Genomic DNA, 21,631 nt, shown 5'->3' on the forward strand with positions numbered 1-21,631 from the left:
GCTTAAACCGATAATGGCTATCAGCTTTACGCAAGTTGTAGATGCAAAGTTTGATGCAAAACAGGGACATTGCAGACAAATCAGACCGCTTGATACTTGTGCCTGTCACATCACACTCACTGAAAATCGATATCGCCGGGTGTGAATCTTGCACTTTCCAGATTGATAGATATTTTCGATTGAATTAAAAGATAAAACCGTCTTTTATCTGTGAAAGGGTTGAGGCATAGTGAGTCCATCAAGTAAGGCGTTGAAGTCGCATGGACTGATGGCTTCCCCCTTCAACAATTAACAACAAAATAGGGTTTCATATTATGTTCGTAGTGATTTTTGGTCGTCCTGGTTGCCCATTCTGTGTACGTGCGAAAGAGCTGGCAGAGAAACTGAAAGAAGAGCGCGATGATTTCAACTTCCGCTATGTAGACATTCACGCAGAAGGCATCAGCAAGGCAGACCTGGAAAAAACCGTTGGCAAGCCAGTTGAAACCGTTCCACAAATCTTTGTTGACCAAGAGCATGTAGGTGGTTTCACCGATTTCGAAGCTTACGCGAAAGAAAATCTGGGTCTATACCAGGAATGATCGCTACGTTTCGCGCTTGAAAGCCAGCATTCGTGCTGGCTTTTTGTTATCCGCAACACAGGGTTAACAACCCAGACCTATAATTCTTTACTCAACAAAGATTTAGCAAAATTAAATGCTAAAAACAGCGTAAGTTTCCATTACATTTCATTGCAATTGCGTATAATACCCGCCCAGAATTTCCCTTTCGCTGCTTGCGGATATTGGCTACGTGAACATAGACGTATACTCACTGCTCGTCCATAACGACATACTGCTGCTTTTTGTCGTGCTCGCCATTGGTCTTGCCATTGGTAAAATTAGAATTGGCGGCTTCCAGTTTGGTAACTCCATCGGTGTTCTCATCACCGCCCTTTCTTTTGGTCATGCCGGTTTCAGCTTCAGCCCGGAAGCGTTGAATATCGGATTTATGCTGTTTATTTTTTGTGTCGGCATCGAGGCTGGCCCAAATTTCTTCGGCATTTTTTTCCGTGATGGCAAATCCTATCTGGTCCTGGCCTTTACCGTGCTCGGCACGTCTGTCGGCATCACCTTGCTGATGAAATACCAGTTTGGTGTGGATGGCAGCATTGCGACTGGCATGATGGCAGGTGCGATGACCGCAACACCGGTATTGGTTGGCGCGAAAGATGCACTCAATGCCGGACTTGGCGGACACTTCACGCCAGACCAACTGGCAGGCATGATTGATAACCTGAGTGTCGGTTATGCGCTGGCCTATCTGGTCGGCCTGGTCAGCCTTATCGTGCTGGCGAACTTCATGCCTAAATTCCAGAAAGAGAACCTGGAGCATTCTGCACAGAAAATCGCTGCGGAACGCGGGCTGGGCAACTCTTCACAACGCAAAGTCTATCTGCCAATCATCCGTGCTTACCGCGTCGGCCCAGAGCTTATCAACTGGGTGGATGGCCGTAACCTGCGCGAGTTGGGTATCTACCGCCAGACCGGTTGTTACATTGAGCGTATCCGCCGTAACGGTATTCTTGCCAACCCGGATGGTGACGCCATTTTGCAGGAAGGCGATGAAATTGCCCTGGTGGGCTACCCAGACAGCCACGCGCGCCTCGACCCTTCATTCCGAAACGGTAAAGAGGTATTTGACCGCGACCTGCTCGACCTTCGCGTGGTTGAAGAAGAGATCGTGGTTAAGAACGATGCCATTATCGGCAAACGCCTTTCAGAGCTGAATCTGGCGGAATATGGCTGTTTCCTCAACCGTGTTATCCGCTCCCAGATTGAAATGCCAATGGACCACAACATCATGTTGTCCAAGGGTGATGTTCTTCAGGTGAGTGGTGAAAAACGCCGTGTAATGGGTCTGGCCGAGCGCATTGGTTTTATCTCTATCCACAGTCAGGTTTCTGACATGCTGGCGTTCTGCTCATTCTTTATTTTCGGCCTGATCTTCGGTCTGGTTACCATGACTTTCGGCCAGATGACATTGGGTCTGGGTAATGCATCCGGTTTGTTGATCGCCGGTATATTGCTGGGCTTTTTGCGTGCCAACCACCCGACTTTCGGTTACGTACCACAGGGTGCTATCAACATGCTCAAAGAGCTGGGGTTGATGACCTTTATGGTCGGTGTCGGCCTCAGTGCCGGCGGCAATTTGGTGGAATACCTGCAACAGATGGGTCTGGTGATCATGTTGGGCGCGCTGGCTGTCAGTGTGGTGCCAGTGATTCTGGCTTATCTGGTAGGCGCCTACGTTTTGAACATGAACCGCGCCCTGCTGTTCGGCGCAATCATAGGTGCCCGTACCTGTGCGCCGGCAATGGACATGATCAACCAACATGCGCGTAGTACCGTGCCCGCGCTGGGATACGCCGGTACGTATGCCATCGCCAACGTCCTGCTTACGTTTGCCGGTACCCTCCTCGTTATTCTCACATAACACTGAAAGCTGAACCTCCGGGTTCAGCTTTTGTTTATTCAGTCAGTAATGATTCAGCAAACTGACGTTAAACTGGTTTGAAGCAGCCAAAACTCTACCTGCCAATACGCTAACGCGGTCAGGAACAACCGCAAACTGCGCTCACCAAACGCAGCCTTCGGCGGTATTATCAGGTAATACAGAACGGTAAGGTAACGTTAGATGCGAATTCTCATCGTCGAAGACGACCCTTTATTGAGCCACCATTTAAAAACGGAACTGTCTGAACTCGGGAACCAGGTGCATTGCGCCCAGACCGCATCGGAAGGGCTTTTTGTCGCCAAAGACTACCCCAATGATATTGCCGTTATCGACCTTGGCCTGCCAGACCGGGATGGCCTCAGCCTTATTCGCGATATTCGCAAGGCAGGGATCCGCACCCCTATTTTGATCTTAACCGGCCGCGCCAACTGGCAGGACAAAGTCTCTGGCCTTGATGCCGGCGCTGACGACTATCTGGTGAAACCGTTCCAGAAAGAAGAACTGGTTGCCCGGCTCAATGCTCTGGTCAGACGCAGTGCCGGTTTCGTCAAACCTGAGATCAAGGCTGACAATATCGTGATCGATTTGCTGGCAAAGAAGGTCACTATTCAGGACAAACCTGTAGACCTGACCGCGTTTGAATATGATTTGCTGGAGTATCTGGTACGCCATAACCGCCAGGTTGTCTCCAAACAGCGCTTGCTGGACGTGCTCTATCAGGATCAGGAAGGCGACCCAAACACCATCGAGGTGATGATGAGCCGTCTGCGTAAAAAGCTGGCCCAGGCAGGTCAGGACAACCCTATTTCTACCGTTCGCGGTCAGGGCTATATTTTCGAGCTTCAAGTGAGTTAAGCATGAAAGGCAAAATGAAGCCGCCGATGCACAAGCGGGTGATCATGACATCCGTGGCGATCATCCTCGGATTCTCCATTGTGTTTGGCTTCATGCTGAACCAATTGTATGTGCAGAGCTACATTGCAATGTACTCTGCTGATCTTGTTACGGCAGTACCACAGATCATTGGCGAACTACGCCGCGATAAAGTGCTCAAACTGGGCGAACGCGCACCTTCTGACTTACCGCCACCTTCCATGGCTCAAACCAATTATCTTGCTTTTGTCTGCGATAAGGGCGGTGTCGCCAACTGGATGTCCTATCAAGCGCGCAAGGCAGGCATGCGCGACATCTGTAGTTATGTTCCCCATGAACTCGATGAGCCGGATTTAATCCACTACCGCGGCAAATCCTACGTGGTACACATCATCTCAGAAGCGACAAAGTCCGATAACAAACAGTTTTTTGTTATTCGCGAAGTTTCCCACCAGCTTGAGCAACTTTCGCACATAAAGCGCAAAACCTGGTTCTATACCGCATTGCTGTTTTTCACTGCCACAGGCCTTATCTATGCCGCTTCTTACTGGAGTTTCAGTCCACTGCGAAAACTGGCTGATGAGCTGAATGAAATCGCAGAATCACGCCGTGAGAAACTCGATGAGGACTACCCGAAAGAGCTGGGAGAAGTAACAGACGCGCTGAACAGGATGATCACCCTGCGTGAAGAACAGACGCTGCGCTACCGTCATGCTATGGATGACCTTGCCCACAGCCTGAAAAGCCGCCTTGCGGCCACCAATGCCCTGCTGGATGACGCTTCACTCAGCCGCGAAAACATGAGTAAACGCATTGTGGAACAAGTCAGCCAGATGGATGACATGGTGCAGTATCAGTTGAAACGCGCCTTGGTCGGCCAACGCGGTCTGGTGCGGGACAAATCGGAACTCGCGCCCATCGTCGACAGCCTGACGGGCATGTTTGCAAAGATTTACAGCGACAAGCCGGTAACCATTACTTCCCGATTGCAGGAAGCGCCTTCACTGCCGCTGAATAAAGCTGACTTGACCGAACTGTTAGGTAACCTTCTGGAGAATGCATTCCGCTTTTGTATCAGCGAAGTACATATCACCTGCCGCAATACACCGGATGCCTTTGTGCTGACCGTTGAAGATGACGGCATGGGGGTTGCTGAAAAACACCGGGAATCGATATTCCAGCGTGGTGTGCGGGCAGACCAGCTCAACCCCGGAACAGGGATTGGCCTTGCAGTTTGCAGCGAAATTGTCGCCAGTTACGGCGGTACCATTTGGGTTACTGACTCCAAACTGGAAGGCGCAGCATTTGTCATGACCTTCCCAAAATAAAGCACTGCTTTCCCTGACTGACGCCCTGCTCTGGCAGGGCTTTTATTTGCCCGACATTCAACTGTAGCAAGACAATACCCATTCCGGCTTAGTCTTGCATCAACGTTCAAACTCCCCCTGCCAAACATCATTCAGTGACGCTTAGGCCAGGGTTGCCTTTGGCGTTGTTTTTCCTGGCCATTGTCTGGCGCATATTCGCCAGACACAAAAAAGGCCACTTTCGCGGCCTTTAATCAGAAACTGAACTGAATCGGTTATTAGTCTGCGTTTAGCAAATCGTCTTTTGCTGCCAGCAAGTACTGATACATCGACCAGTAGGTCAGCGCGGTAGCAACGTAGAGCGCAGCATAACCGATATAGATAATCCACTCACTGTCACGCCACAACAGCATCGTCAGTGCGAACATCTGTGCTGCCGTTTTGAACTTTCCGACCCATGAAACTGCGACACTGGCGCGTTTACCCAGTTCTGCCATCCACTCACGTAAGGCCGAAATAATCACTTCACGGGCAATCATGGTCGCCGCTGGAATGGTCACCCACACGGAGTGGAAATGCTCGGTGATGAGCACCAGGGCAATAGCCACCATCACTTTGTCTGCAACGGGGTCAAGGAAAGCACCAAATCGGGTGGTTTGCTTCAACGTGCGGGCAAGGTAACCGTCAAGCCAGTCAGTAAAGCCGGCGATAACGAAAATCAGGGCGGCTGCAAAGGCTGACCAGGAGTATGGAAGGTAGAACGCGACAACAAAAACAGGAATTAATGCAATGCGTGCCAGAGTCAGAATAATCGGGATGTTCAGTCGCATAGTTGTAATTTTTCGTGAGTGACGGCCTATGGTGCTTGAAAGTCATTGCTGTTGCAATGAGGAATGAATCTTCTCAGCCAAAACACGGCTAATTCCGGGCACTTTGGCTATTTCTTCAACAGAAGCGCGCTTAAGCTCCTGAATTCCGCCCATATATTTCAACAACGCCTGACGTCGTTTTGGCCCCACCCCTTCAATTTCCTGCAGCACACTGCTCTTACGTGCTTTAGCACGGCGAGCACGGTGACCGGAAATCGCATGGTTGTGGCTTTCGTCGCGGATATGCTGGATAAGGTGCAGCGCGGGTGAATCACTCGGCAGCGAGAACTCCTCACCGTTGACTTTAATCAGAGTCTCAAGCCCTGGGCGACGTGTGGTGCCTTTTGCTACACCCAGCATCAGAGGGTGTTTCGGCCAGTCTGCCATCAAGGGTTTTACCACTTGCCAGGCGCGGTTAAGTTGCCCTTTACCCCCATCGATCAGAATGATGTCCGGGATTTTTTCTGGGTCAGCCTGTTTGCTGTAACGGCGTTCCAAAACCTGCGCCATCGCAGCATAGTCATCACCGCCGGTAATACCCGTGATGTTATAGCGGCGATACTCTTGTTTGAGTGGGCCATCCTGGTTGAACACCACGCAGGACGCGACGGTTTGTTCACCCATGGTGTGGCTGATATCAAAACACTCCATCCGTTTGACAGAATCAAGCTCAAGCGTTTCCGATAGCACGCTGAAGCGGTTGTGGATGGTCATCTTGTGGTTGATTTTGCTGGTCAACGCTGTCGCAGCATTGGTTTGTGCCAGCTTCAGAAAGCGGGCACGTGCACCACGAGGCTTGGACTGCAGGGAAACCTTACGGCCGGCAATGTCTGACAACGCTTTCGCCAGCGTATCCAGTTCATCACCCAAATCCTGCCCTACCAGAATACTGGTTGGAATTGTGCGGCCTTCCGCCTGGTTGACATAAAACTGGCCGATAAAACTCGAGACCAACTCGTTGATATCCGTGTCGGCAGGCATTTTCGGGAAATAACTGCGGCTACCCAACACCTTGCCCTGACGCAAAAACAGCACGTGGATACAGGCGATGCCGTTTTCTATCGACACCCCGATGGCATCCAGATCGTCATCACTGTTCTGGGAGACAAACTGCTGCTCTTGTACGCGGCGCAACGCCTGGATCTGGTCACGGTATAACGCGGCTTTTTCAAAGGCCAGCGACTGGCTTGCCACTTCCATTTTTTCCACCAGCGTCGAAATCACCTGTCTGTCTTTCCCCTGAAGGAACAGGCGGGTGAAGTTCACTAGCTCAGCGTAATCCTCATCCGAGATAATACCTGCCACACAAGGTCCAGCGCAGCGTTTGATTTGATACATCAAACAAGGGCGGGTGCGATTGGCATAAACCGAATCTTCACACTGGCGAACGGGAAAAATCTTCTGAAGCAAATAGAGGCTTTGCCGCACCGCACTGGCATCCGGAAACGGGCCGAAATACTCGCCCTTACGCTTTTTCGCGCCACGGTGAACCGAAAGCCTTGGATGTTTGCTGGCAGAAAGGAAGATGTACGGATAAGACTTGTCATCACGCAGCAGCACGTTGTAACGCGGCAGGTGCTGCTTGATGAGGTTATGCTCGAGGATCAGCGCTTCTGTTTCGCTGTGTGTGATGGTGACTTCAACATTGGCGATATTCTTCACCAATGCCCGGGTCTTCTCGCCCGCCACATTCTGGCGGAAATAGCTCGAAAGCCGCTTTTTCAGCGACTTGGCTTTACCGACGTAAATGATCTCGCCGGAGGCGTCCATCATTCGATAGACGCCCGGCTTATCTGAAACGGTTTTTAAGAAATTTTTGGCATCAAACACAGCGAACAGAGGTAATTAGAGTGCTTCTGTGTCCAGCATACCATGTCGAATCGCCAAGTGGGTCAATTCAACATCGCCGTTGATCCCTAATTTGCTGAACAGACGGTAACGGTAGCTGTTCACGGTTTTAGGGCTCAAGCTCAACTGCTCTGAAATATCAGTCACTCTCTGTCCTTTGGTGATCATCATCATGATCTGAAGCTCACGCTCGGAGAGATTCTTGAACGGATTTTCCTGTGCAGGTGAAAACTGGCTAAGTGCCATCTGCTGGGCGATTTCAGGAGAAATGTAACGCTGACCGCTGTTAACCGCACGGATAGCATTCACCATTTCATCGGCACCAGCGCCTTTGGTCAGATACCCCGCAGCACCGGCCTGCATCACTTTGGTCGGGAACGGGTTTTCTGTGTGTATAGTTAGAACGATAATCTTTGCATCGGGATTATAGCGAAGCACTTTCCGAGTCGCTTCAAGACCGCCGATACCGGGCATATTCATATCCATCAAAATAATGTCGGCATGATTGCTACGACACCATTTGACTGCTTCCTCACCGCTTTCGGCTTCCCCTACCACTTTAACACCACGTACGTCTTCAAGAAGACGACGTATCCCTGTGCGAACCAGCTCGTGATCATCTACAAGGAAAACACTAATCAAGCTTGTTTCTCCACTATGATTTTGGCTCGCCATGCGCCTGAATGGCGCCCGACTTTTCGCTGCATATTACTTGAGTTTAACCCAACAATAAAAGACCGAACACATTGATTCTGTGTAAGAGAGCATGTTTTTACAGGCATTTAGTCAGATTTTAACCACACAGGTAGGTAAAATTAGTCTAACCACCCGTTAGTTAAACAAAATTTTCTTAATTTACTTATGCTTAGTTTTTATCTCTAGCAATCGACATTTTCCCAACATATCCACTTTTCAATACACAAAACGATATGCACCACGACCATAACAAGTCCGCCCACCCTGACATTCGTTTTTGCTTACACTTTAAAGCACAGAAAAATCACCACTATCTACATCAGATTCTCACGATAAGAACAAAATGATGAAACTTGGAATTATGCTTTGTGACGACCATTATCCGGACTCGATCCCGGTCTATGGGCACTATGACGACGCCTTCAAGCGCATGTTTGAAGGCAGTCTGATCACCGCTGTCGACACCTACCGTTGTTTCGAAAACGAGTTTCCTGACTCGCCACACGCCTGCGACCTTTGGCTGGTTACCGGCAGCAAATGGGGGGTATACGATCAGGATCCCTGGATCTCCCAAGCCGCCGCTTTTGTTCAAACCTGCTACCAGGAAAACGTTCCCCTTCTCGGCGTGTGCTTTGGCCACCAGCTTATTCACCACGCACTGGGCGGCACGGTTGAAAAATCCGACAAGGGTTGGGGAATGGGGGTTTACCCCATCAAAACCAAGGGCACTGCAGAAACGTTTTCAGTACCGGATAACCAAACCCTGAACCTGATTGCCTGTCATCAGGATCAGGTGATCGAACCCGCCCCCGCCCTTTCTGTCGTCGCAGGCTCAACGTTTTGTCCTGTCGCGATTACCCACCAGCAAGGCAAAGTGTTGACCATGCAGTGCCACCCTGAATTCACTCCCAGTTTTATTCTGCAATTGATTGACCGGCTACGTGAAAAGGCAGGCAACGATGTCATTGATCGCGCTATCGACAGTGTCCATCACTTTGGTGAAGGCGACCGTTGCCAGGCAATCTCCCTCATCTTCGAATTTTGCCAGCAGCTTGAGTCTCGCTATCCAATAAATCGTAATGCCGTCTATTAATTTGCATTTTCAAATTGCAACCCAAGATGGCTTACCGCACAAAGCGCGCTATTAACTCCTTGAGTTAAAACATCCTTTTTAATGGCATTGATTTTGCTCCCTTCAGGTTAGAAACCGTGAAGGGAGCACTGCCATGTCACATCAAGCTACGTTAAGTCAGCCTCTTATCTTTGTGGGGCCGCCACGCTCCGGCGTGACATTGATTTCTGATATCGTGTTCCACCACAACGCCCTGTGCTGGCTGGATGAGAACTTTGAAAAGCATCCCCGCTCTGATTTTCAACACCGGCTTTTCAAACGTGCATCCTCATGGCGCAGTAATGCCTACAAGCGCTCTCCCCTGCTTGGCGCGTTATCCCGTGAATTCTCTCCTGCCCCAACAGAAGCGATTAATTTCTGGGATGACATAACCCGAGAAGAAATTGATTTCCACCGCGGCTTTCTGCGCGGAAAGCACGCTACCCCGGCTGAAATTGCTGCAATCAAGGAAACTCTTGCCCGCCGGGTAGACTTGTCCGGAAAATCCAAACTCTCGCTGCGTTTTACCGGCCCAAGCCGCCTTTGCTTTTTGCACAGCATCTTTCCCGATGCGCGGTTTGTGCATGTGGTGCGTGACCCTGCATCCACGGTGCACTCGATGATCTCCACCGAAGAGTGGGAATATCTGGGTAAGCACCTTCTGTGGTGGCGCGGCGCATACTCATTGCAGGAGTTGGCGATGTACGATCAACTGCGGCACCATGCCGTGGCTGGCACCGCTTTCCAGCTCAACAAGCTGATCCAGACCACCAAACTCGAAGCGGACGAACTGGGGATTGATTTACTGACAGTGAATTACGAAGACTTCGTCGCCAGCCCACAAATGGTGATGGCAAGGATTCTTGATCATGCCCGACTGGCGCCGGATGCCTCGGTTGAAGCGGCGTTATCGCACAACGACATCCGCTGCAGCAATAAGGTACTCAAAATGCCTGCCACCGACATCAACACGGTTTACACCTGGTGCCCAGCTTCATAGCCACTTCGAAAGCCTGAATGAAAAAACGCCTTCTACCAAGTGGTGGAAGGCGTTGTCTGATCGGAGACCAGAGACCAGAGACCAGAGACCAGAGACCAGAGATTAGAGATTAGAGATTAGAGACTCGTTTCTCATCTTCTGTCTCCCATCTTCTATCTCCCGTCTCCTGTCTCCTGTCTCCTGTCTCCTGTCTAATTTCTCTTATCTCGCTTCTTGTATCTAACGATTACAGCGCGTCTTGTTTGATACACAGAACATGGTATTTACCGTGTTCTTTTTCCGCACCTTCAGTTTCGTGTTCGAAACCTGGGAATTCGTCATCCCATGCTTCCAGTGCTTTCAGGTACTGGATTTGTGGGCTGTCTTCGTGACCGAAGTTTTCACCACCCATCAGCATTGGGATGCCTGGTGGGTAAGGGATCACTGAGTGTGCAGCCACACGGCCTTCCAGTTTGTCTGAAGGGACCAGTTCCACTTCGTTAGCCACAATGTGCTGGTAAGCAGTACGTGGTTTCAGCTCTACTTCTGGCAGTGTTGAGTACGCTTCGTTCAATACCTGTGCTGGGTTGTGGCGAACCAGGTATTGGAACATGCGGTCACCCAGGTCACGCAGGCCCATGCCTTTGTACACTTCAGGTGCACTCTCAACCAATTCTGGCAGCAGAGTATCCAGTGATGCGTTGTTGTCGTAGTGACGTTTGAACGACAGCAGAGTATTAACCAGGGTATCGCGTTTACCTTTGGTGATACCCATAGAGAACAGGAACATCACCTGGAAGTCAGTAGTACGGGTTGGGACGATACCAAAGCGGCCCAGGTAAGCACTCACCAGTGCTGCCGGTACACCTTTCTCAAGGAACTGGCCTTTGTCATCCAATCCAGGAGTCAGCAGGCTCACTTTGATTGGGTCAAGCATACACCAGTCGTGATCCATCTTGTCGAAGCCATGCCATTTGTCTTCTGGATGCAGGATCCAGTTGTCCTGAACGGTCATCAGCGCTTCAACAGAGGCATCTTCGAACTTCACTTTGTCGCCGTTGGTTTCGGTCACAACCTCAGCGTTCCAAGGTTTGAAGAACCAGTCACCGTCAGCGGTGTAGTCGTTGTACAGTTTGCGAACGTTTTGACGGAACACAACCGCTTCACGGATCACTTCGCTGGTCAGGGACAGACCGCTCTGGCCTTTCATCATGTTCGCAGCAACGTCATTAGACGCACAGATAGCGTACAGTGGTGACGTTGAAGTGTGCATCATGTACGCCTGGTTGAAGCGATCGAAGTCGATAGCATCTTCACCGTTACGAACGTGAATGTATGAAGCCTGTGACAGGGCGTTCAGCAGTTTGTGGGTTGAGTGCGTCGCGAATACTGTTGGACCTTTGTGGTCTTTCGCATCGCCACGCATTGCGTAGTGACCTTTGTAGATAGGGTTAAAGCGCGCATAACCAAACCATGCTTCATCCATGTGAATGCGGTTTGAGCTTTCGCTCAGCAGTGATTCTGCGTGCTCTGAGTTGTACACCATACCGTCATATGTACAGTTGGTCACAACCGCGTATTTTGGTTTTTTGTTGCGTGCGTCTTTGGTCAGTTTGCCTTCTGCAATTTTCTTCTCGATGTTTGCAGCAGCCATGGTGGATTGGCTGATAGGACCGATGATGCCGTAGCAGTTACGGGTTGGAGCCATGTAGACAGGGCGTGCGCCGGTCAGGATCAGGCCTTGCTCGATGGATTTGTGACAGTTACGGTCGATGATCGCGATATCGTCATCTTTCAAACACGCTTGCATGATGGTGCGGTTTGAACCGGAAGTACCGACGATACCAGAGTAAGACTCATGAGCACCGAAGATTTTCGCCGCTTCCACTTCGCTGTCTTTGAATGCACCGGTGTGGTCAAGCAGTGAACCCAGAGCGGCACGTTCAATACCCATATCGGTACGGAACAGATTTTCGCCGTAGAACTGGTAGAACTGGTTACCCGCAGGGGTTTTGGTGAAACCGATACCACCTTGGTGGCCAGGCGCTGACCATGAATATTCGTGGATATCGTTGTACTGCATCATCGCTTTCATCAGCGGTGGCAGCACTTGCTCGCGGTAACGTTTCATTGCAGCAACGATACGGCCTGCAACGAAGTCTGCGGTGTCTTCAAGAACGGAGTAACATTCGTCTACACGTTCCATCAGTTTGCGGTTGGCAAGGATTGAAGTACGCGCACGTTCTGCCAGCAGGAATACAGGCACTTCGCTTTGACGGTCTTTCAACATGTTGAGCAGGTCAACTTCTTCCTGGGAATCGATGATCTGTTCTTCAGATTTGTCCAGAGTCAGCACCAGACTGTCGATTTGAGAAGCCAAAATGACCGCTTTGGCATCTTCGTACGAGGTCGCTGAAATAATTTCAATCGTACGGTTTGTTAATTCTTCGACGAGTGCACGGGTAGTGCGCGCTGCATAGCTGCTTGGATCAATATTTTGTGGCTCTACAACCAGAGTCCGCATTTTGCTGAAGTTGTTGCTCATAATAATTACCTAATCTGCTGTTTGCTTTTCAGCGTCAACGCTTTGGATGGCTTTTTTATTGAGAAATAAACAAGTCAGGCAGAGTGATTAACGTTAATTAATATTTCAATTTCGAATAAAATAAATCTTATTCAGTTCTTTTGGATAAAGGATGGCCAACCCCAATAACTGGAGAGAACATTAAGGTCGGCCATTTAATTCTTTAGGGTACAGAGTTTGTTTTATTTTTTATTTCTTATGCTTTAACTTCTGTTTCGTTAGTGATTTTTTTATTTACATCACGTGCTGCAATGAAGCCGTAGAAGATATATCCGAACAGAGTCAGGATAGTACCGCCGAATACTGCATCTGCACCGCAGGCATAAACACCGTAGATACTGTAGATAACACCCAAAGTACCGACTGTCGCACCCAGTTTATATTGGGCAGGTGTAACGTGGTTCTTGCGTAGCATCACTTCCAGGCCAGTCATAGACAGGATGTAAGGCACCATGTTTACGAATACCGCCAGGTTCAGCAATGCGTTGAACTGGTTGACCAGGTCTGGAGAGATAGTCATCACTGCCAGTACCAGCTCTGCCGCCAACATGATCAGCATACCCATGATAGGTGCACCGAAACGGTTGGTTTTCGCGAAGATCATTGGGAACAGACCTTCTTCCGCTGCTGCTTTTGAAACCTGGGCGTTAGTGAACTGCCAGCCCAACAGAGAACCGATACATGCGGTTACTGCAGCCAGGGTAACGATGTTACCAACGGTTGGGTTGAACATGTGGCTCAATACCAGACCAAATGGCGCTGTAGAGTTAGCCAGTTCTGCGTTTGGAATAATACCTTGGATAACAGTGGTAGACAGGATGTACACAACTGCTGCGAAACCTGTACCGAACAGCACTGCCAGTGGGACGTTGCGTTCTGGGTTTTCTACTGCATCCGAGTTTGCACCGGCTGATTCAATACCCAGGAAAGCCCACAGGGTCAATGCGATACCAGAAGACACTGAGTGAATGGTTGTGTCATGGTGTGGGTTCCAGGCTGACATGAAGGTTTGTGGATCGAACCACCACCAGCCAATCAGAGACAGACCCAATACTGGCAGGATGATACCCCATACAGTCACAGAGGAGATTTGACCGGTAATTTTAGGGCCACCGAAGTTCGCTACCATGGTCAGAACCAGGATAGCAACAACGCCGTAGAAGGTGTGCATTGGTGTATCAAGCCAAGGCATAAACGGTTTGATGTAACCAACCGCTGATACTGCAATGGCGACACAGCTAATTACGAGGCAAACGTAATAGGTGTATGAAGAAATGAAAAAAGAAGATTTTCCGTGCGCTTCTTCAGAATAGGCAGACATACCACCTGAACGTTTACAAAAAGCACCACACTTCGCAAAGGTATAGGCAATACACATTGCACCTAGTGCCGTTACTACCCATGAAAGAAGTGAAATAGCACCAACCTGTGCCAAACTCGCCGGTAACATAATAATACCGGAACCCATCATATTTACTGCAACGAGAACGGTTAGGCCAACCAATCCCATTTTTTTACTACTGGCATCCGAAGACATTTTAATAACCCTTAATTCAGATAAGACAAATTTTGATTAAAAAGTCGATATAACCAGCCAAGTCCCTGGCATCTGATATATAGGGCAAGAATTGAAATTGGTGATATACCAAAACAACCTGAAGATAAGGTAACTTGGGTATATACAGAAATTACGAAAACGCTCTTATTCAGTGATATTCACATCAACCACAACGTGAATATGTCCATCGGTGAATACCCTGAAACTCCGCAGAATATTCATGAAACCAAAAGGATGGGTTCCACCCTGTTGGTGAGCGCTATTTTTGTCTTTTTTAGATTTTTTTAAACCCCCAAAAATGAAATCATCCGTTGCATAAATCCGGGCGATTTATGCAATCTAAATCTCTATTCAATTTCACAATTCGTTCAAACATGACAAAAAACCACCCCAACAAAATGTGATTCACATCACGCAATTTTTAAAGATCAGTAAGTTACAGATAAAAGCAGCAATAACTCAACCAGATTAACAAGCACAAAACACACAAGGCATACGCACTTATATTGCAATTTTATGCACTGCGAATTTTCCAATTTTGATCTTTGTTATTCGAACACCTCCATTTCACTGCCTAAATATCAACCAGATATGCCAATGAAAAACGGCATGTCTTCCCGATTCCTAAAACGTATCCTGTGTAGTAACTCAACAGCGTGCATAGCGAAGCATCTTTAAAATGCGCATGACGCATGAATGTTTTGCATTTAATTCATTTGCATCATATTGCCTGACTCACTACCCTACGCGCCTTTCTACATGTGAGGATGCTATGTACTCCCAATCTTTGGTCGCACAACTGGTTAGGTGGTTTTTACTGCTGATCACTGTGCTGGTTGTCGTGCATCACTGCACACCCTTGCAGCAGGCATTGAGCGCATACGCCGTTGACGGGGGATGTCACCAGCACAATTCAGGCGGACACACTGCCCCCTCTCACACAAACCCGGCTTCACACACAATTAAGGTAACACCATGAGTATTTTCCGATTCCCACCTCTGGTCTGGCTGGGGATAGGGATATTGATTATCAGCCTAGGGATCAGGCAATCATTCGGCATTTTTATGATGCCAATCAGCGACACATTCCAATCCGGTCGTGAGTTTTTCAGCCTTGCTATTGCCGTGCAGAACCTTCTTTTTGGTGCATTCCAACCTTTCGTTGGCATGGCAGCAGACCGATTTGGCGCGAAACGTGTTGTCGCCCTCGGCGGTGTTGCGTATGCGCTGGGCTTGTACCTGACATCCATCGCCACCGACAGCAGCATTCTCTATCTCTCTATGGGTATGTTGGTCGGTTTTGGCCTTAGTGCCACCAGCTATGTGATTGTGCTGGGTGCTATCGCCAAAGTAGTGCCTGCAGAACACACCGCCAAAGCTTTTGGTCTGACAACGGCCGCCGGTTCGTTTGGTATGTTTGCCGTCATCCCTGGTGCACAAAGCCTGCTGGCAAACTTTGACTGGCAGACCGCCATGCAGGTATTTGCTATGGCAGCGGCGCTTATCGTGGCTTTCTCTGCATTTGTTAACACAGCAAACAAACACGCCGGGGTTGCCGCAGCATCGAATGACAACCAGACGCTGCGCGAGGCACTGGCAGAAGCATTCCGTCATCCTGGCTACTGGCTGATCCACGCGGGCTTTTTTGTCTGTGGTTTCCAGGTCATGTTCATTGCCACTCACTTGCCAAGCTATATCGCCGACAAAGGGTTACCCGGTAACACTGCTGCCATGGCGCTGGCTTACGTCGGTATCTTCAATATTTTCGGCTCTTACTTCTGGGGGCTGATGGGAGACCGTTTTAACAAGCGCTATGTAATGACGTCGCTCTACACCATGCGTGCAATCGTGTTGGCGCTTTTTGTTACTGTGCCACTGAGCACCCAAAGTGCGACTGTCTTCGGTGCTGCTATCGGTTTTTGCTGGCTCGGCACCGTACCTTTGACTTCTGGACTGGTACGCCAGATCTTCGGGGCAAGATACATGTCGACCCTCTACGGACTGGTCTTTTTTACCCACCAGATAGGCAGTTTCCTTGGTGCCTGGGTCGGTGGGCGCGTGTTCGACCACTACGGCTCATACACACCTATTTGGTGGACGACAGTGATTCTTGCCATCGTCGCGGCATTGCTTCACTTGCCAATCAATGACAAGCCAGTAACCCGTCCTGTCATCCAACCCGCATAACAAATGGGGCAACTGAGAGAAAAAGATCTCGGTTGCCCGCTTTATCCTTTTGGTTGCAAAACAAATTTAACACACAAGAGACTGCTCAAACTTTCACCATCCGGTATTCTGTATTTTTGCAAACCAGTGCTAGGGTACAAATAAAGGACGTCGACAATTGTCTCCGGAGTGATGGTTATGGGAAAACTGACGACACGTGTGACAGACACCACCAAAGGACTCCCGGCCAGTGGTGTAAAAATTGCGCTATATCGTATCGGCGAAGATGGACTGGAGCCGTTGCACAGCACCGTCAGCAACATCCACGGCACGACTGACCGCGCCCTGTTGGAAGGTGCCAATTTTACCTCCGGCCAATACCAACTGGTGTTTTCCACCATGGCCTACTTTGTTAGATCCAACACGCCCCTTGCGCCAATCCCTTTCCTTGACGACATTGTTATCCGCTTCGGTGTCGCAGACCATTCGCAGGATTTCCACCTTCCCCTGATGATTTCCCCTTACGGCTATTCTATCTACCGGGAATAAGTATCAACCCGAGATGAGCCGACTGGTTGTTTGTGAGCAATGCGTTTTACTCGCTATTGGAAACGCGATTCTATCGATTCGGTGAAAACTTTCTGCGCCCCTTCCACATTGAGCGTTTTAGCCTCGTCCAATAACGCCAATGCTTTATCAATGTTCCCATCGTCCACCGCCGTTTTTATCGCTTTGTAGTAATAGTCGCGGGTAGTCTGTTGTGGCGTTAACGTCGATACCTTCTTCTGTTTTGTTACTGCGGTTTGTTCGCTTGAAAGCACAGGTAATGGTGCTGGCGTTGCCTGCGTATTCGAAAACCAACCACTTTTTGGCGGACGGACAGAAACACTCAACTCTCCTGTCAGACTGTGAGGGATCTGGATATCTTTTACTTCTGGCAGATAGTTTCCGCGCGCTTCGGCATCCAGTCTGGCAGGATGGATAACGGGCGTCACTCCATCCATTTGAGATTTGTCTGTAAACACCAACAACGTTAGCGTCTTGGTATCTGCGGTAGGAAAAACCAGCTTTTCCGCTACCAATCTGTTGCCTTCCGCCAGTCTGGGTTTCACATAGCGGAACGCTTGTGTAGGAAATTCAACCATGGTTTCGCCATTTTGGTTCACCACCCTAGCCTGTGGCAGGAAAACGGTATCTTTGATCTGGCTGACAATTTCAACCGAGATACCAGCGGGGATCACTGGCAGTTCAAATGCGGCAACCGGGCTATCAATACCGTCGAAAAGCAGCGACTGGGTGTTCTCTTCTATTTTTGTCAGCAGTGTTTGCGGGATTGCCAGCTTTATCGTTTTCAGGGCATCCGGTGACGTGGCCTGACTGCCCTCTGGCAACCGGGTGATCGGTGTTTGGATACTTGAACAGCCAGATATCAGGATAGCGGCCAAGAGAAGCCCTTTTGTGTATTGCATCATGATCGTAATCCTTAAAAAAAAATGCCGACATAGTCGGCAAAATTTGGCAATGCTTGTTGATTAACAGAGTTTCATTGGAACCAAAGTTAAATTAGAACCAAACCTCCAGTTGAATACCGGCGACGAAATCAGAGTCTCCTTTCGCGCCAAAAGTAGTACCTTCTTCATCAGTGATGTAACTGCCGTATACACGAATTTCAGGACGTGCCCAGAAGCTGTTACCCATGGCCCAGCCTTGTGCCAGGGTAAACTTGTGACCACCCTGATCGTCTACACCATCCTGTTCTCTCGAGAAGTAACCCGCTTCCATGATGGTGCGCATAGAGTCATTCCACTTGTACATCGGGCGAACAACCACTGTGTACATATTCGAATCACTCATTCCGTTGTTTAAATCTGAACCGTGGTGATAAGAGAGTTGGTGACCGACTTCCCATGCGTCCCCCAAACTGATCACACCCCAGTTGATGATTCGATAACCACTAGCATCATTGTTCGCATCGAGACCCCGTGGGTACCAGGCACCGGAACCAAACCCGGCCAATTGGTCACCATAACCGCCCGTACCGTACTGCAAGACAGTCTGGTTGAAACCGATATCAAGATTCTGGTGAACAATTGCAGTCAGGAAAACGCCGTCATCAGCCACTTCATCCTTTTCATCTTTTTCGGTTGAGAAGTTATACGCAGCCACCAGCTCTAGGTTCGCATCTTCCCACAGACCGATATTCGCCAGACGGGCGTCGAAAATGTAACCACTGGCATTATCGTTTTCTCCATCCTGTACCAGTGCCAGTGACAATTTCTGCTCACCAATCGAGACGTTCTCGATACCACCACCGGTGCCCGAATTATTCAGGAAGTAAAAATCCGTGATATGAACATCTTTACGTTGGTAGTAGCGCTTACCGGCCCACAAAACTGCATCGGGATCTGAGGCAAACAGACCTTTTGCTTTTACGTAAAACTGTGCAACATTGATTGCGTTATCGCTTTCCCAGCCAACCTGACCTTCATCGCCTTTGGCTAGCATGGCTTCCAGATCCCAGGCTTGTGCGCCGGTTTGCAGTTGTTCGGCAAACCCGAACTCATAATAGTTGTCGTTTTCGTTGCCCAAACGACCCACGCCTTGCTTCATAAAGGATACGTCGCCGTCACCGTTGCCGCTGATACCCGTACCTGCCCTTGCATACCCGTTAAAGTCGACCGCAAGTGCAGAACCGGCAGAACATGCAGCGAAGACAGCAATAGCGACCAAATTTGTTTTTTTCATACCTTACTCCATAAAGCTACTATCCAAAGCGTTAAATGCCCGTATTCCTATTGAGCTTCTCACGCCTGTGCTTTGCCCTTCTTGTTTGTCCTATAGCCATCGTACCCAGGTCATTTCTTGGTCACTTCATCCATAGAAAAGAAATTAAAGGAGGAATAAAAAGGAGGAGTGGACACTAATTAAGTCGGTATTAGGAAGCACATCACTTTCGCAAGGCGTATTTGGTAATTTAATTTCATTAAACAGCATCAATGTGTCGCCAACTATTTATTTCAGCGCCAACAAACAGAGTGAAAAGAAATAAAATTACATAGGAACAGGCCTGCGCGACAGGCCTTAAACTTGAAGGTTTTAACAAGCTTGGCTCTAATGGCAGAAATACCTATTTACCCATTGAACAGGCAGAAAAATGTTGTACTCAGAACCTTATTTTTCTCCAGGTGCCAACCTGGACCAAAACGGATGTGGTTTTTCTCTGCACGCCCCCTATCAGCATGCTGTTTCATTAGCGATTTTTGGCAATGATGGAAATGTAAAACACATAGAGATGCAGGAAACCCAGATGGGACATTGGTACACCTATGTTCCAGGCATTGAAGCGGGCACTGAATATGCCTTCATGATATCGTACGAAGGCGAGCAATGGTACGTGGCAGACCCCTATGCCAGGGCGGTATCGAAACAGCCCCCTTATCAGCCGCCCTATTCTGCTGACCAAAGTGTGAACTTAGCGCGATGTGTCGTGACCGATTCTAGATTCGACTGGCAAGGCGTTTCCCAACCAAGAATACCTGAAACGGAAACCCTGATTTTCGAGACCCATGTAAAAGGGCTTACCCAACTGAACACTGATGTGCCTGAGAACGAGCGCGGGCGTTATCTTGGTCTGGTTTCCCCGGCCATGCTGGCGTTTTACAAGCGTCAGGGCATTCGCTGTTTACAGTTGCTTCCCATCACCAGTGCCTTGTCAGAGCCTCATTTATTGACGGGTGGAAGGAACAATTATTGGGGCTACAATCCCTTCGTCTTCACCGCACCCAATCCCAGATATGCGGAAAAAGATGCCGTCACAGAGCTGAAAACCGCCATTCGCGAGCTACATAGAAATGGCATAGAGGTGATTTTAGATGTGGTATTCAACCACACAGCCGAAAGCGGTGAAGGTGGCCCGGTTCTGCATTACAAAGCGCTGGATAAAGCCATGTACCTGCAAGATGACAAGGGGAATTACCTGAACTATACCGGTTGCGGAAACACGCTGGATCTCACTTATCCTGCTGCACTTAAAACCGTGATGGACACACTTCGGATGTGGGTTACCGACTACCAGGTAGACGGGTTCCGGTTTGATCTCGCCGTGACATTGGGGCGCAATGGTCAAAGCTTTAGCCCCCGGTCAGCGTTTTTTCAGGCAGTCGCACAAGATCCGGTTTTGCGCAGCGTGAAGCTTATCGCAGAGCCCTGGGATATTGGCCCCAACGGTTATCAGCTTGGCAATTTCCCAACTAACTGGCATGAGTGCAATGACAAAATTCGTGATACCACGCGAAGCCTTTGGCGTGGTGATGAGGGTATGCTCCGCCGGTTTACCAAGCGCCTGATGGGCTCGCGCGAACTGTTCAGTGGTGCTCACTGGCCAAGCCATCTTTCCGTCAACTACGTCACTTACCACGACGGGTTTACGCTGGAAGACTTAGTCAGTTATGAGCAAAGGCACAATCATGCCAATGGCGAAAATAACCGCGACGGGCACGGCGACAACCGCTCTGCAAACTATGGTGTTGAAGGTGCGACAGATGATCCCGCCATTGTGGCTAAACGCGAACGCCAGAAACGCAACATGGTCGCGAGTATTCTCTTTTCATTTGGTATGCCTCACCTGCTCACCGCGGACATGCTTTCCCACTCCCAGCAAGGCAACAACAATGCGTATTGTCAGGACAACGAAATCAGCTGGCTGGATTGGACATCTTCCGACAGAAAACTGGCTTTTGCAGACTGGGTCAGCGAGATGATTAGTCGACGACAAGAAATCATGCCAGCCTTCATCCGTGCCTACAGTGGACGCCACCGTCATGAAAACCATGCCCTTTGGACACATCCTAATGGTACTCCCATTGAGTTGGTGGCTTGGCATTCCATTCGGCAGCTCCGCCTTCAGCTCACTATAGGGAAACACAGCGAACACAAAGGTACCTCTTTGATTTACTGCTTGAATGTGAGTGAGGAAACCTGCGAATTTTCACTGCCGGAGTCCAGCAGTTGGCAGTGTATATGCGATACCTCCATGCCCGCGCCAGAGACCGAAACCACAGGCGAAAGTACGGTTTTGCAACCTTACACCCTGAAAATATTTACCTGCCGTTGAATCAAGCATCTGATGCAAACAAAAAGGGCAG

The 21,631-nt window shown here is 49.3% G+C and carries 16 protein-coding genes; 9 read left to right on the forward strand and 7 right to left on the reverse strand.

The window, feature by feature from the left end; all coding sequences use genetic code 11:
* Window positions 1–314: 314 nt before the first annotated feature.
* From KU854_RS04230 to KU854_RS04245, 4 genes are all read left to right on the forward strand, one after another.
* Window positions 315–581: a GrxA family glutaredoxin gene (locus KU854_RS04230; protein WP_054778985.1), complete on the forward strand. Its 267-nt coding sequence runs from the start codon at window positions 315–317 to the stop codon at window positions 579–581.
* A gap of 211 nt (window positions 582–792) precedes the next feature.
* The gene (locus KU854_RS04235) at window positions 793–2,475 is read left to right on the forward strand and encodes an aspartate:alanine antiporter (protein WP_218357211.1); all 1,683 of its coding nucleotides are present in this window, start codon (window positions 793–795) and stop codon (window positions 2,473–2,475) included.
* Between the two features lie 201 nt (window positions 2,476–2,676).
* Window positions 2,677–3,351 carry a response regulator gene (locus KU854_RS04240; RefSeq protein WP_218357212.1) on the forward strand — a complete coding sequence of 225 codons (675 nt, stop codon included), beginning with the start codon at window positions 2,677–2,679 and terminating at the stop codon, window positions 3,349–3,351.
* A gap of 2 nt (window positions 3,352–3,353) precedes the next feature.
* Window positions 3,354–4,697 (forward strand): ATP-binding protein, encoded by a 1,344-nt coding sequence (locus tag KU854_RS04245; RefSeq protein ID WP_218357213.1) that lies wholly within the window; start codon window positions 3,354–3,356, stop codon window positions 4,695–4,697.
* A gap of 257 nt (window positions 4,698–4,954) precedes the next feature.
* Here the strand turns inward: KU854_RS04245 and pgsA are convergent, their stop codons facing one another.
* Genes pgsA through uvrY form a run of 3 tightly spaced genes read right to left on the reverse strand, consistent with a single transcriptional unit; the run spans window position 4,955 to window position 8,035 of the window.
* The gene (gene pgsA, locus KU854_RS04250) at window positions 4,955–5,506 is read right to left on the reverse strand and encodes a CDP-diacylglycerol--glycerol-3-phosphate 3-phosphatidyltransferase (protein WP_218357214.1); all 552 of its coding nucleotides are present in this window, start codon (window positions 5,504–5,506) and stop codon (window positions 4,955–4,957) included.
* 42 nt (window positions 5,507–5,548) lie between these two features.
* The gene (gene uvrC / locus KU854_RS04255) at window positions 5,549–7,384 is read right to left on the reverse strand and encodes an excinuclease ABC subunit UvrC (protein WP_255555413.1); all 1,836 of its coding nucleotides are present in this window, start codon (window positions 7,382–7,384) and stop codon (window positions 5,549–5,551) included.
* 6 nt (window positions 7,385–7,390) lie between these two features.
* Entirely contained in the window at window positions 7,391–8,035 is a 645-nt protein-coding gene (gene uvrY, locus KU854_RS04260) for a UvrY/SirA/GacA family response regulator transcription factor (RefSeq protein WP_054778984.1), read from the reverse strand.
* Between the two features lie 400 nt (window positions 8,036–8,435).
* On the opposite strand from uvrY, the gene KU854_RS04265 reads away from it, so the two are divergent.
* Window positions 8,436–9,182, forward strand: coding sequence for a glutamine amidotransferase-related protein (locus KU854_RS04265; protein WP_218357216.1), 747 nt, complete (start codon window positions 8,436–8,438; stop codon window positions 9,180–9,182).
* A gap of 133 nt (window positions 9,183–9,315) precedes the next feature.
* Window positions 9,316–10,200: a sulfotransferase gene (locus KU854_RS04270; protein WP_218357217.1), complete on the forward strand. Its 885-nt coding sequence runs from the start codon at window positions 9,316–9,318 to the stop codon at window positions 10,198–10,200.
* Between the two features lie 226 nt (window positions 10,201–10,426).
* Here the strand turns inward: KU854_RS04270 and adiA are convergent, their stop codons facing one another.
* Both adiA and potE read right to left on the reverse strand, forming a co-directional pair.
* Complete coding sequence (gene adiA / locus KU854_RS04275) at window positions 10,427–12,724, reverse strand: arginine decarboxylase (protein ID WP_218357218.1); 2,298 nt, start codon at window positions 12,722–12,724, stop codon at window positions 10,427–10,429.
* A gap of 235 nt (window positions 12,725–12,959) precedes the next feature.
* Entirely contained in the window at window positions 12,960–14,300 is a 1,341-nt protein-coding gene (gene potE, locus KU854_RS04280) for a putrescine-ornithine antiporter (protein ID WP_218357219.1), read from the reverse strand.
* Between the two features lie 996 nt (window positions 14,301–15,296).
* On the opposite strand from potE, the gene KU854_RS04285 reads away from it, so the two are divergent.
* Both KU854_RS04285 and uraH read left to right on the forward strand, forming a co-directional pair.
* Window positions 15,297–16,508: an MFS transporter gene (locus tag KU854_RS04285; protein ID WP_218357220.1), complete on the forward strand. Its 1,212-nt coding sequence runs from the start codon at window positions 15,297–15,299 to the stop codon at window positions 16,506–16,508.
* Between the two features lie 177 nt (window positions 16,509–16,685).
* A complete protein-coding gene (gene uraH / locus KU854_RS04290; protein ID WP_218357221.1) occupies window positions 16,686–17,036 on the forward strand; it encodes a hydroxyisourate hydrolase in 351 nt (116 codons plus the stop codon).
* Between the two features lie 53 nt (window positions 17,037–17,089).
* On the opposite strand, the gene KU854_RS04295 is transcribed toward uraH, so the two are convergent.
* Both KU854_RS04295 and lamB read right to left on the reverse strand, forming a co-directional pair.
* The gene (locus KU854_RS04295) at window positions 17,090–17,959 is read right to left on the reverse strand and encodes a MalM family protein (protein ID WP_218357222.1); all 870 of its coding nucleotides are present in this window, start codon (window positions 17,957–17,959) and stop codon (window positions 17,090–17,092) included.
* A gap of 91 nt (window positions 17,960–18,050) precedes the next feature.
* Window positions 18,051–19,232 carry a maltoporin LamB gene (gene lamB / locus KU854_RS04300; protein ID WP_218357223.1) on the reverse strand — a complete coding sequence of 394 codons (1,182 nt, stop codon included), beginning with the start codon at window positions 19,230–19,232 and terminating at the stop codon, window positions 18,051–18,053.
* Between the two features lie 409 nt (window positions 19,233–19,641).
* Here lamB and glgX point away from each other — a divergent pair, with 409 nt between their 5' ends.
* Window positions 19,642–21,600 carry a glycogen debranching protein GlgX gene (gene glgX, locus KU854_RS04305; RefSeq protein ID WP_218357224.1) on the forward strand — a complete coding sequence of 653 codons (1,959 nt, stop codon included), beginning with the start codon at window positions 19,642–19,644 and terminating at the stop codon, window positions 21,598–21,600.
* Window positions 21,601–21,631: the final 31 nt, after the last annotated feature.

Origin of the sequence: Enterovibrio paralichthyis, assembly GCF_019209835.1 — a bacterium.
Lineage (GTDB): Bacteria > Pseudomonadota > Gammaproteobacteria > Enterobacterales > Vibrionaceae > Enterovibrio > Enterovibrio paralichthyis.